This is a genomic window from Streptomyces adustus (assembly GCF_009377175.1).
GTDB lineage: Bacteria > Actinomycetota > Actinomycetes > Streptomycetales > Streptomycetaceae > Streptomyces > Streptomyces adustus.
In genome coordinates this window covers 1-12,131 of sequence record NZ_VJZD01000276.1, presented here as the reverse complement: position 1 = coordinate 12,131, position 12,131 = coordinate 1, and the positions used below count along the sequence as shown (strand labels likewise).

Below are 12,131 nucleotides of genomic sequence, written 5' to 3'. Positions count from 1 at the left end.
GGGCGGGGGGTCCCGCGCCCCGGGCGCACGGCACGCCGGACACAGGGCAGGCGGCGCGGCTCGCGGCTCGCGGCTCGCGGCTCGCGGCTCGCGGCTCGCGGCTCGCGGGAAGTCTGCCCGGCCATACGGTCTCACGGTCCGCGGGCGACCGCAGCCCGGAAGCCGTACGACCGCACGGCCGAGGCCGCGCCGGGTGCGCGGTTCGCGGGCGTGCGAGCGCCGGAGGCTGGGCGTACGGGTGCACGGGCGCCGAGGGGGCTGGGTGTACGGGCATCGAGGCCTGGGCGTCGGGAGCGGCCGCCGGGTGGCCGGGACGTACGGGCGACCAGGCGCCGGGGTGCCGGGCGGTCGGGTGTACGGCGGCGGGTCCGGAGCGCGGCGCGTCCCGGGGCCCTTCGTGCTGTGCGCGTCAGAACCGGCGCGAGGCCAGGCCTCGGGCTTCTCCTCGACCTCGGCCTCGACCTCGGCCTCGGCGGCGGCCTCGGTCACGTGGGCGACCGGGGCCGGGAGTGCGGGCGGCCGGGGCCGGGAGTGCGGGCGGCCGGGCGTACGGCGAAGGGCCCCGGGGCGCAGTGCGTCCCGGGGCCCTTCGTGTTGCGTGTGTCAGAAGCGGCGCGAGGCTCAGGCCTCGGGCTTCTCCTCGGCCTCGGCCGCGACCTCGGAGTCGGTGGCCTCGGCGACGACCTCGGCGGCGGCCTCCTCGGCCTCCTCCTCGTCGTCCAGGTCGATGACCTCGCCGTTGGTGTCCTTGACCGTGGCGGCCTCGACGACCAGGGCCAGGGCCTTGCCGCGGGCGACCTCGCCGACCAGGAGCGGAACCTGGCCGCCCTCGACGACCGCCTGGGCGAACTGGTCGGGGGACATGCCGGAGGACGCGGCGCGACGCATGAGGTGCTCGGTGAGCTCCTCCTGGTTGACGTTCAGGTTCTCCCGCTTGACGAGCTCGTCCAGCACGAACTGGGTCTTGATGCCCTTGACCGCGGCCTCGTTGGTCTCGGCGTCGAACTCCTCCTCGGTCTTGCCCTGGATCTCCAGGTACTTCGCGAGGTCGAGGCCCATCTGGCCGAGCTGGTGGTGCTCCAGGTTGTGCTTACGGGTGTTGATCTCGTCCTCGAGCAGCTTCTCGGGGACCGGGACCTCGACCAGCTCGAGCAGCTTCTCCAGGACGCGCTCCTGGGCCTGCGTGGCCTGGTCGTACTGCTTCATGTTCTCGAGGCGCTTGCGGCTGTCGGCCTTGAGCTCGTCGAGGGTGTCGAACTCGGAGGCGAGCTGCGCGAACTCGTCGTCCAGCTCGGGCAGTTCACGGGCGGCGACCTGGGTGACCTTGACGGTGACCTCGGACTCCTTGCCCGCTGCCGAGCCGCCCTTGAGCTCGGAGGTGAAGGTGGCCTCGCCACCGGCCTCCAGGCCCTTCACGGCCTCGTCGATGCCGTCGAGCAGCTCGCCGGAACCGATGGTGTACGAGACACCCTCGGCCACGCCGTCCTCGAGGACCTCGCCGTCGACCTTCGCCTGCAGGTCGATGGTGACGACGTCGCCGTCCTGGGCGGCGCGCTCGACGGGGCTCGTCGAGGCGAAGCGCTCACGGAGCTGCTCCACCGACTTCTCGATGTCCTCGTCCGACACCTCGACGGCGTCGACCTCGACCTCGATGCCGGAGAAGTCCGGGATCTCCAGAGCCGGGCGGATGTCGACCTCGGCGGTGAAGTTCAGCGTCTCGCCGTCCTTCAGCTCCGTGATGTCGACCTCGGGCTGGCCCAGCACGGCGAGCTCGGCCTCGTTGACCGCCTCCGTGTAGAACTTCGGGAGCGCGTCGTTGACGGCCTCCTCCAGCACGGCGCCGCGGCCGAACCGCTGGTCGATGACCCGGGCCGGGATCTTGCCCTTGCGGAAGCCCTTCACCGTGACCTGCTGGTTGATCTTCTTGTACGCCGCGTCGAGGCTGTCCTTGAGCTCCTCGAAGGGCACCTCGACAGTGAGCCGAACCCGAGTCGGGTTCAGGGTCTCCACGGCGCTCTTCACGGTTCGGTCTCCTTGTGGCTGACTTCTTGGTTTCTGCCGGGACCCGACGGGTCCGGCGGATTTCGTCGCCCGGAGACTTCAGAACAAGAGACACACGGGCGCGCAGCTTGCATAGTAACCGCAGCGGCTACCCGCCCCCAAAGGCGATCACGCGAAGGTGATCCGTCCGGACTGCCATCCGGATGGTCGGGGTGGCGGGATTTGAACCCACGGCCTTCCGCTCCCAAAGCGGACGCGCTACCAAGCTGCGCCACACCCCGTCTGGTGCGAGACGTAGGGTACATGCCCGCAGGCAGCGGGGCTGCCGTATTTTCCGCGGACGTAGGGAGTGTGCGGCGAGCGCGTGCGAACCGCTACGATGCCTGTGTGCCGCGGTCACCGACCTGCGACACATCTGTGCGGGCGTAGCTCAATGGTAGAGCCCTAGTCTTCCAAACTAGCTACGCGGGTTCGATTCCCGTCGCCCGCTCTGTGTGAATTCAGGGCCCGGTCCGAAGAGTGATCTTCGGACCGGGCCCTGATGCGTTCACCGGTGCCGGAACCGAGATCACTCCATCTGAATCGCCTCGCCGGGATCACGCGGGGTCGCTCGCTCCGGCGCGCGCCATCGCTCCCGCGCGCCCCCGGGTCGAACGGTCCCGCCGGAACGGCCGACTCAGAAGTTGATCGAGTTGATCGTGTCCGCGAGCGAGTTCAGGAAGCGGTTTATCGACGGGGCCATGCCCGTCGAGGCGAGGAAGAAGCCGAACAGGATCGCGACGATCGCGGGACCCGCCTTGATCGAACCGCCCCGGATCAACACCACCAGGATGATCGCCAACAGCAGCACCACGGACAGTGAAATGGCCACAACTGATCACACCCTCGGTCGGTCCGCTCTCCCGGCCTGGGGATGCCGGCCCCGCGCACCCCCGCCAGAACCATCGTGCCACCAACACGGCCCGCGTATGCGGCCCGTGACGCATCATCGACCGGAACCGGGCTCCGGTGTTCGCCCGAAACGGCGCCGGACACGGCGGGCACAGCAATTCGAGGTCCCACTCGCACAGGGAATTACACGGACCGTTTCAATATCCACACAGCCCGTCCGCGGCCAATTCGATTCGCCGGACGCCGACCGCGGCAGGCGCTCCCACCAGCGCCGGTATGCACCCTTTCGTATGGATGAATTGCGACATCAAGGGAGGAACCTCCACGTCGGGATGCCGCCCGTGTGGGCGCCATCACGTCGCCGGCGAAGTCGACTTGGGGAAATCCCGGGGCACCCGCACCGCATAAACCGTATTGACGTGGGGTGTTTTACGGAAACCCACGGACGACGCTAGGGTGCCTCAAATGTTCCACGCCGCCTCGCCCCCGCCGCATGTCGAGCAGGATCAGAGCAACCAGGACAAGCAGGACATTCAGAACAAGCAGCACGAGAACGGCGATCGGCCGCAGAACCGCCCCAAGCAGCGCGACTCGTTCTTCGACAACGCCAAGTACCTGGCGATCGTGCTGGTGGCCGTCGCCCACTCCTGGGAGCCGCTGAAGGGCGACAGCCGGATCCTCCAGGGCGCGTACATGGTCGTGTACGCGTTCCACATGCCCGCGTTCATCATCATCTCCGGCTTCTTCTCCCGGAGCTTCGACGCGCGCCCGGACCGGCTGAAGCGGCTCGTGACCGGTGTCCTGGTGCCGTACGTCCTCTTCGAGACGGCCTACCCGTTGTTCAAGCGGGTCGTGGACCACACCCCGGACCAGGAGATCAGCCTCCTCGACCCCTGGTATCTGACCTGGTTCCTGTGCGCCCTGTTCATCTGGCGGCTCACCACCCCGATCTGGAAGCTGGTGCGCCATCCGCTGCCGGTCGCGCTCGGCGTGGCCGCGCTCGCGTCCGTCACGCCGGACATCGGCGACGACCTGGACCTGCAACGCGTCCTTCAGTTCCTGCCGTTCTTCGTGCTGGGGCTGTGTCTGAAGCCGGAGCACTTCCGGCTGGTGCGCCGCCGCTCGGTGCGGATCGCCGCCGTCCCGGTGTTCGCGTTCGCGCTGGCCTTCGGCTGGTGGGCGGTGCCGCGGATGAACGCGGCGTGGCTCTACCACCGCGACGCCGCACAGGAACTGGCCGCGCCCTGGTGGGCCGGGCCGGTGATGCAGCTGGCGCTGTTCGGCTGCTCGCTGGTGCTGACCGTCTGCTTCTTCGCCTGGGTGCCGGGCCGGAAGCTGTGGTTCACCGCGCTCGGCGCGGGCACCCTCTACGGCTATCTGCTGCACGGGTTCCTGATCAAGGCCGGTGAGTACCGCGGCTGGTTCGAGCACGGCTGGCTGCACCGGCCGCTCGGCGAGATCCTCGTCAGCGTCCTCGCGGCCGCGGCCGTCACCGTGCTGTGCACCCCGCCCGTGCAGCGGATGTTCCGGTTCGCGATGGAGCCGACGATGGCGTGGGCCTTCAAGCGGGACGCGACCGAGGTCGCGCGGGAGCGTGTGAAGACGCGCGTGAGCGCGTGAGGATCGGCGTCTGGACCCCGGGCGCGTACGTCGGGGCTCGGCCGCGCGTATGTCGGGGCTCGGCCGCGGGTTCGTCTTGGCTGGGCGCGCAGTTCCCCGCGCCCCTTCAGAGCGCCCCTGCGGGGCGCGTCTTCGGGGCGCGTTCAGAGGCCCAGGAGGCGGCGCATATGGGCGTACTTCTCGGTCAGGCGGTCGCGGGTGGCCGGGGCCAGGACCGCGAGGCGCGCCGGGTCCGCGTTGTGCGCCAGGTCCGCCTCCTTCACCAGCAGCGCCCCGGGCGTGGCGAGGATGCGCCGCGCGTACTCCGCCGGGTCCTCCCCGGTCCGCTTGGTGACGGCGAGCACGATGTCCTTGGTACGCGCGCTCAGCGCGGCCTCGTGCAGCCACCGCGCTGACAGCGCGCCGTCCTCGACGGAGTCGTGCAGCCAGGCCGCCGCGATCTGTTCGTCGTTCCCGCCGCGTGCGCGCACGCCGTCGGCGACGGCCCGCAGGTGTTCGGCGTACGGCCGCCCCGCCTTGTCGGTCTGTCCCTGGTGCGCCGCGCGGGCCAGCGCCTCCACCTCGGCGAGGGTCAGCATGGCCGCGGTCACCGGACGGCGGCCGCGGTCGGGCCTTCGCGGCAGACCAGCAGCAGCGCCCGGTCGTCGTTGACGTCCTTCGCCACCGCCTCGATGAGGTGCCAGGCGGCGCCCTGGAAGCCGCCGGCCACATAGCGGTCGGCCTCGCCGGTCAGCCGGTCGATGCCCTCGACGATGTCGCGGTCGGAGGTCTCGACCAGGCCGTCGGTGAACAGCATCAGCACGTCGCCGGGGCGCAGGGAGCCCTTGACCGGGTCGAACCGGGCGCCGTCGTAGACACCGAGGAGCGGGCCCTCGGCGGCCTTCTCCTCCCAGCGGCCGCTGCCCGCGCTGAGCTGGAGGCCCGGCGGATGTCCGGCGGAGTAGAGCTCGTAGTCGCCGGAGTCCAGGTCCAGGACCAGGTGGATGGAGGTCGCGAAGCCCTCGTCCCAGTCCTGGCGCAGCAGATAGCCGTTGGCGGCCGGCAGGAAGGCGTGCGGCGGAAGCGAGCCGAGCAGGCCCCCGAACGCGCCCGACAGCAGCAGGGCGCGGGAGCCCGCGTCCATGCCCTTGCCCGACACGTCGGTCAGCACGACCTCCATGGTGCGGCCGCCGTTGGTGCGGGCCGCGACCACGAAGTCGCCGGAGAAGGACTGGCCGCCCGCGGGGCGCAGCGCCATCTCGCGGTGCCAGCCGCGGGGCAGCTTCGGCAGCTTGCTCTGCACCCGGATGCGTTCGCGCAGGTCGAACAGCATGGTGCCGCCGCGCCGCCAGGGCACGCCGACCCGGCTGCGGAACTGGGCGATCAGCAGTCCGACGAAGCCGCAGGCGGCGACGACCAGGACCACGCCGGGGGTGACCCGGGAGGGCCCCTGGGTGTAGGGCCCCAGTTTCACGGACTCCACGATCAGCGCGGTGGCCGCGGCCGCGTACAGGCCCAGCAGGCTCGCCGGGCGCAGCAGCAGGCCGCCGGCGACGATCGGCAGGACCAGCGCGGCCGGTGAGCACCAGACGGAGTTGGCGAGGGTGGTGGCCGCGATCAGCGGGATGGTGAGCAGCAGTCCGGCCAGCGCGATCCAGTCCGAGCCGTCGCCGCGGAAGTAGTCCACGGCGGATCTGCGCACGCCGACGCGGGCCCGGTGCCATTGCATCTTCAACCGGGCCGTGAACGTCTCGGCCGCTGCGCGCCGCTCTCGTCCTGCTGCCATTAGTTCGGGACCCTATCCATCGGACCTGCCGCTTGGCACGGGAGGTCCCGCTTGTCCCCCGTCCGAGCCTCGACCTCACAGTGAACTTCACGGGAGGCCGTCGTGCTGCGGGCACGGAGAAATTGGTTCGCCGGACCCGTAATGCCCTGGTACGCATGGCCCATGGCACATCACTTGCCCGACGGGGCGACCGAGCTGCGGGTGCTGCGGCGAGACGACTGGGACCAGTGGCACGGCAACCTGATGCGCGCCTTCGGCGGTGCCGAGGAGTCGGCCGAGGTGGTCGCGCTGTGGCGCGACGAGCTCGTCGACGTCGACCGCGCGCTGGGCGTGTGGGACGGGGACCGGTGTGTGGGCTCGGCGGGGGCGTACGCGTTCCGGCTGACCGTGCCCGGTGGCGCCTCGGTGCCGGTGGCGGGCGTCACGCTGGTCGGCGTGGCGGCCACGCACCGCCGGCGCGGGGTGCTGACGTCGATGATGCGACGCCAGCTGGACGACGTGCGGAGCTGGGGCGAGCCGCTGGCGGTGCTCACCGCGTCGGAGCCGGCGATCTACGGCCGGTTCGGGTACGCCCAGGCGACCTTCGGGATCAGCGCGGAGATCGACACCGGCCGGGTGACGCTGTCCGTGCCGGACGGCACGGATGCCGTACGGCTGCGCTACGAGCGTCCGGCGGACGTCCTGGACGTGTGCGAGGCGGTGTACGCGCGGACGGTGCCGGCCCGTGCGGGCATGTTGGCCCGGCAGCCGGGCTGGGAGCGGGTGGGGGTGCTGGACCCGGAGCGGGACCGGGACGGCGCGTCGGCGTTGCAGTGCGTGGTCGCCGAGCGGGACGGGGAGCCCACCGGGTACGCCCGGTTCCGGGTCGCGGTGCGGTGGACGGACGCCGGGCACGACGGCCAGGTGGTCCTCCAGGATCTCGCGGCGCTCGATCCGGCGACGGAGGCGGCCCTGTGGCGCTTCCTGTTCGGCATCGACCTGACGACCTCGCTGAAGGTGCGCGGCCGGCCCGTGGACGAGGCGTGGCAGTTCCAGGTGTCCGACATCCGGCGGTGCCGGCTGCGGCTGCGTGACTCGCTGTACGTACGGCTGGTGGAGGTCGGGGCGGCGCTGGCGGCGCGGACGTACCAGGCGCCGGTGGACGTGGTGTTCGAGGTCGAGGACGTCTTCTGCCCGTGGAACGCGGGGCGTTGGCGGCTGACCGGGGACACGAAGGGCGCGTCCTGCGTCCGCACCACGGACGCCGCCGACCTCGCCCTGTCGGTAAGGGAGTTGGGGGCGGTGTATCTCGGCGGGGTGTCGCTGGCCGCGCTGGCGGCGGCCGGCCGGGTGCGCGAGCTGCGGCAAGGGGCGCTGGCCGAGGCCTCGTCGGCGTTCGGCGGACTCGTGGCCCCCTGGCTGCCGCACGGGTTCTGAGCCGGTCCGGCGGGCGCGCGGCCTGGTCGCGCGGGGCCTGGTCGCGCGGGGCCTGGTCGCGCGGGGCCGCCGGGGTCAGGTGACGCGGGGCCGCCGGGTCAGGTCATGCGGGTCGGCCGGGTCAGGTGACTCCGGTTCGCCGGGTCACGTCTGCTGGCAGGTCGGGCACCAGAAGAGGTTGCGGGCGGCGAGGTCGGCGGTGCGGATCCCGTCGCCGCAGAGGTGGCAGGGCATGCTGGCGCGGCGGTAGACGTAGACCTCGCCGCCGTGGTCGTCGACGCGGGGCGGGCGGCCCATCGCCTCCGGGGTGTGCTGCGGGCGGACGGTGTCGATGCGGTTGTTGCGCACGCCCTCGCGCATGAGCCCGACCAGGTCGCCCCAGATCGCGTCCCACTCGGCGGGGGTGATGTCCCGGCCCGCCCGGTAGGGGTCGATGTGGTGCCGGAAGAGGACCTCGGCACGGTAGACGTTGCCCACCCCGGCGATGACCTTCTGGTCCATGAGGAGCGCGGCGATCGTCGTACGGCTGCGCCGGACGCGGGCGTACGCGGCGGCCGGGTCGGCGTCCGCGCGCAGCGGGTCGGGGCCGAGGCGGTCGTGTATCGCCTGCTTCTCGGCGCGGGTGATCAGCGCGCAGGTGGTGGGGCCGCGCAGGTCGACGTAGGCGGTGTCGTTGGCGACGCGCAGGCGGACGGTGTCCGTGGGCGGGGGCGCGGGGGCGTCGCCGAAGTCGACCTTGCCGAAGAGGCCGAGGTGGATGTGGACCCAGTCGGCGTCCTCGTCGTCGCGGAAGCCGAGGAAGAGGTGCTTGCCATGGGCGTCGGCGGTGCGCAGGACGGCGCCGTCGAGGAGGGCGGCCGCCTCGCCGAACCTGCCCTGGGGGCTGGTGACCCGCGTGGCACGGGCCGCGAAGGCGGCGGCGTAGTCCTGCGCGAGCCGGTGAATCGTGTGCCCCTCTGGCACGTCCTGTCGTCCTTTCCCACCCGTGCTTTCCAGCCGGGCCTTCCACCCGTTCGCCGGTTCCGGTCTCCCGACCTGGAGCCCGGGGAGATCCGTCAAGACCCGAAGGGACCCCGGGGGCCGTCACCCCCGGGGCCGGGCGTCTGCCGCTACTGCTGCGGGTGGTGCGCCGGGATCGGCGGGAGGTCGCCCGTGGTCTCGTAGCCGGAGAGCATGTCGATGCGGCGGATGTGGCGCTCGTCACCGGAGAACGGCGTGCCGAGGAAGGTCTCGACGAACTTCGTCGCCTCCTCCTGGCTGTGCATCCGCGCGCCCACGGCGACCACGTTCGCGTTGTTGTGCTGCCGGCCGAGGGAGGCGGTCTCCTCGCTCCAGGCGAGGGCCGCCCGGACGCCCTTCACCTTGTTCGCGGCGATCTGCTCACCGTTGCCGGAGCCGCCGATGACGATGCCCAGGGCCTCGGGGTCCGCGGCCGTGCGCTCCGCGGCGCGCAGGCAGAAGGGCGGGTAGTCGTCCTGGGCGTCGTAGATGTGGGGGCCGCAGTCGACGGGCTCGTGTCCCGCCTCCTTGAGCCATTCGACGAGGTGGTTCTTGAGTTCGAAGCCCGCATGGTCGGAGCCGAGATACACGCGCATGGATCGAGTGTGACACGGCTGTTGCGGGGCAGCAGCGGTGGGTGCGCGACGGACAGGTGTGACCGGGGCTACAGAACCTCACACGCTTCACACGTACGATCCGGAATCAAAGGTTCCAGGATCCGTACACCTCCGTTTCGCTGGACCGTCCCGTACACCGCTCGTGCGGGAGCCCCTCGAGTGGCGCAAAGGAAATCCCTCCCATGACTTCGCAGCCGACCCTGACGAAGACCGGAAGCGGCCACGGAGAACCCGGCGACCCCGGTTCCTCTCTCCACGCCGGTCTCAAGAACCGTCACCTGTCGATGATCGCCATCGGCGGCGTCATCGGCGCCGGCCTCTTCGTAGGCTCAAGCTCAGGCATCGCCACCGCGGGCCCCGGCATCCTCCTGTCGTACGCACTCGTCGGCACACTCGTGGTGCTGGTGATGCGGATGCTCGGCGAGATGTCCGCGGCCAACCCGACGTCCGGCTCCTTCTCCGCGCACGCCGACCGGGCGCTCGGCCGCTGGGCCGGGTTCTCCATCGGCTGGCTCTACTGGTTCTTCTGGGTCGTCGTGCTGGCCGTGGAGGCCACCGCCGGCGCCAAGATCCTGGAGTCGTGGATACCCGGCGTCCCCCAGTGGGGCTGGGCGCTGATCGTGATGGCGGTGCTGACCGCCACCAACCTGGTCTCCGTCAGCTCCTACGGCGAGTTCGAGTTCTGGTTCGCCGGGATCAAGGTCGTCGCCATCGGCGCGTTCATCGTCGTCGGCGCGCTCGCCATATTCGGTGTGCTGCCCGGCGTCCACAGCGACAAGGCCGGCTTCGGGAACCTGACCGAGCACGGCGGATTCCTGCCCCACGGTCCGGGCGCCATCCTCACGGGTGTGCTGCTCGTCGTCTTCTCCTTCATGGGCAGCGAGATCGCCACCCTGGCCGCGGGCGAGTCGGAGAACCCGCAGCGCGCCGTCACGAAGTCCACCAACAGCATCATCTGGCGGATCGGCGTCTTCTACCTCGGCTCGATCCTCGTGGTCGTCTCCCTGGTGCCGTGGAGCGACCCGTCGATCAAGGAGAAGGGCTCGTACGTCGCCGCCCTCGACTCCCTCGGTATCGCGCACGCCGGTCAGATCATGAACTTCATCGTGCTGACCTCGGTGCTGTCCTGCCTCAACTCCGGTCTGTACACGGCCTCCCGCATGGCCTTCTCGCTCGGCCAGCGCGGCGACGCGCCCAAGGCCTTCGCGCGGACCACGTCCCGCGGTGTGCCGCGGGCGGCGATCCTCGCCTCCGTCGCCTTCGGCTTCGTCGCGGTGTTCTTCAACTACAAGTTCCCGGACTCGGTCTTCCTCTTCCTCGTCAACTCCTCTGGTGCGGTCGCCCTCTTCGTCTGGCTGGTGATCTGCTTCTCGCAGCTGCGCATGCGGAAGATCATCAAGGCCGAGGCGCCGGAGAAGCTCGTCGTGAAGATGTGGCTGTACCCGTACCTGACCTGGGCGGCGGCCGCGCTGATCGTCTTCGTGCTCGGCTACATGCTGACCGACACCGAGGGCGCGAGCAGCGGGCGTACGACCGTGCTGCTGTCCCTGGGGGTCGCGGCGGTCGTGATCGCGATCGCCCTGGTGAAGGAGAAGGTCCGCGGCGGCCGGAGCGCCGCCGCCGAGGCCGTGGCGGAGAAGGTGCCGGTGGGCTGAGGCCCGCGGCCCGGACGACGGACGCCGGTCGAGGGGAGGGAACCCGCGGGTTCCCTCCCCTCGCGCGTTCCCGGGTGCACGCGCGAGGGAGTCACCGGTTCACAGCAGGGTGAAGCCGTCCTTGACCCGGTCGTACGTCCGCACGGCCAGGGTCTCGATCTGCGGCTGGTACCAGGTGTTGATCTGGTACGACTTGCCGCCCGCGTCGAAGCCCAGCAGTCTGGCGTGCCACTGGACGCCCTTCAGGGTGAACGTGTACTCCCAGACGACCGCCGGGTTGCCGCGGAACGTCGTCTCGTCGAGGCGGATCTTGCGATAGCCCTGGCCCTGGTGGGCGTTCTGCTCCGAGGTCCGCCAGGTCTCCATCAGGTCGCCCCGGGCCAGCGAGGACTTGGCCACCAGTTCCTGGGTGCCGTCGGGCGAGGTGTAGTGCACCTCCGCGCCCGTCTTCACGTCCCGCCGCCAGCCCTTGGGCGTCACCCACGCGAACCCGCCGGCCTCCTGGTGCGCTCCCGGCGGCAGGCTGGGCGGCCGGAAGGTGCCCTCGACCGTGGGCGAGGGGGTGTCGGCGGTCGACGCCGGGGCGGACGCGGAGGCCTTCGGCGAGGAGCCGCCCGCGCGGGTCCCGCCGGGCGGAGGGGACGACATCGCCAGCACCAGCGCGACGACCGCGCCCGTGGCGGCCACGGCACCGGCGGCGACCAGGACGGCCGTACGGCGCCTGGCCCTCGCCGAGGAGGGCGGCCCGGTCCGTCCGGGCGGGACGGGCAGCGGGCGCCGCTCGGTCACCTCCTGCGCGGAGGCCGCGGCGACCTCCGCGGCGCGCGCACCGGCCTCCGGAGCCCGGCCGACGGCACCGGCAGGACCCGTAGCACCCGCGTCACCCGTACGGCCTGTATCGCCGGTGTCCCGGACGGTGCTGCCACTGCCCGCGTTGCTGGAGGAGGTCTCGGAACGCACCTCCGAACGCGCCTCCGACCAGGCTTCCGACCGCGCCTCGAAGACGGTCCCGGCGGTGACCTCTCGGGGCGCGGGCCCGTCGGCCGTGCGCGCGACGGGCCCGGCCGCCTCGCGCGGTACGGACGGCGCGTCCTGCGGGACCACCGGGTTCGGCGAGGGGATCGCGTCCTGTACGGGGGCGGGGGCGGGCTCCCTCGGATCACGGGG

General features: G+C 71.4%; 9 protein-coding genes, 2 tRNA genes and 1 pseudogene. 4 read left to right on the top strand and 8 right to left on the bottom strand.

Annotation, left to right across the window (positions count from 1 at the left end):
- Positions 1-621: 621 nt before the first annotated feature.
- Together tig and FNH09_RS39465 are read right to left on the bottom strand one after the other, a co-directional pair.
- The gene (gene tig / locus FNH09_RS39470; RefSeq protein ID WP_162469782.1) at positions 622-2,022 is read right to left on the bottom strand and encodes a trigger factor; all 1,401 of its coding nucleotides are present in this window, start codon (positions 2,020-2,022) and stop codon (positions 622-624) included.
- Between the two features lie 183 nt (positions 2,023-2,205).
- Positions 2,206-2,282: transfer RNA gene (locus FNH09_RS39465), tRNA-Pro, on the bottom strand.
- Between the two features lie 138 nt (positions 2,283-2,420).
- Here FNH09_RS39465 and FNH09_RS39460 point away from each other — a divergent pair.
- A tRNA-Gly gene (locus tag FNH09_RS39460) sits at positions 2,421-2,491 on the top strand.
- 186 nt (positions 2,492-2,677) lie between these two features.
- On the opposite strand, the gene FNH09_RS39455 is transcribed toward FNH09_RS39460, so the two are convergent.
- On the bottom strand, positions 2,678-2,872 hold the full coding sequence (locus FNH09_RS39455) for a hypothetical protein (RefSeq protein ID WP_069772786.1): 195 nt from the start codon (positions 2,870-2,872) through the stop codon (positions 2,678-2,680).
- Positions 2,873-3,357: 485 nt separating this feature from the next.
- On the opposite strand from FNH09_RS39455, the gene FNH09_RS39450 reads away from it, so the two are divergent.
- Entirely contained in the window at positions 3,358-4,512 is a 1,155-nt protein-coding gene (locus FNH09_RS39450; RefSeq protein WP_152894688.1) for an acyltransferase family protein, read from the top strand.
- A 143-nt stretch (positions 4,513-4,655) separates the two neighbouring features.
- Here the strand turns inward: FNH09_RS39450 and FNH09_RS39445 are convergent, their stop codons facing one another.
- Together FNH09_RS39445 and FNH09_RS39440 are read right to left on the bottom strand one after the other, a co-directional pair.
- Entirely contained in the window at positions 4,656-5,090 is a 435-nt protein-coding gene (locus FNH09_RS39445) for an HD domain-containing protein (protein ID WP_152894687.1), read from the bottom strand.
- Between the two features lie 8 nt (positions 5,091-5,098).
- Positions 5,099-6,277 (bottom strand): PP2C family protein-serine/threonine phosphatase, encoded by a 1,179-nt coding sequence (locus FNH09_RS39440; RefSeq protein WP_152894686.1) that lies wholly within the window; start codon positions 6,275-6,277, stop codon positions 5,099-5,101.
- A 162-nt stretch (positions 6,278-6,439) separates the two neighbouring features.
- On the opposite strand from FNH09_RS39440, the gene FNH09_RS39435 reads away from it, so the two are divergent.
- On the top strand, positions 6,440-7,693 hold the full coding sequence (locus FNH09_RS39435; protein ID WP_152894685.1) for a GNAT family N-acetyltransferase: 1,254 nt from the start codon (positions 6,440-6,442) through the stop codon (positions 7,691-7,693).
- Positions 7,694-7,837: 144 nt separating this feature from the next.
- Here FNH09_RS39435 and FNH09_RS39430 read toward each other — a convergent pair whose 3' ends face one another.
- Entirely contained in the window at positions 7,838-8,656 is an 819-nt protein-coding gene (locus FNH09_RS39430) for a DNA-formamidopyrimidine glycosylase family protein (protein WP_162469781.1), read from the bottom strand.
- 146 nt (positions 8,657-8,802) lie between these two features.
- A complete protein-coding gene (locus FNH09_RS39425) occupies positions 8,803-9,288 on the bottom strand; it encodes a ribose-5-phosphate isomerase (protein WP_152894684.1) in 486 nt (161 codons plus the stop codon).
- A gap of 203 nt (positions 9,289-9,491) precedes the next feature.
- Here FNH09_RS39425 and FNH09_RS39420 point away from each other — a divergent pair, with 203 nt between their 5' ends.
- Positions 9,492-10,964, top strand: coding sequence for an amino acid permease (locus FNH09_RS39420; protein ID WP_152894683.1), 1,473 nt, complete (start codon positions 9,492-9,494; stop codon positions 10,962-10,964).
- A gap of 99 nt (positions 10,965-11,063) precedes the next feature.
- Here FNH09_RS39420 and FNH09_RS47905 read toward each other — a convergent pair.
- Positions 11,064-12,131: pseudogene (locus FNH09_RS47905) on the bottom strand (serine/threonine protein kinase); the annotation flags it as partial.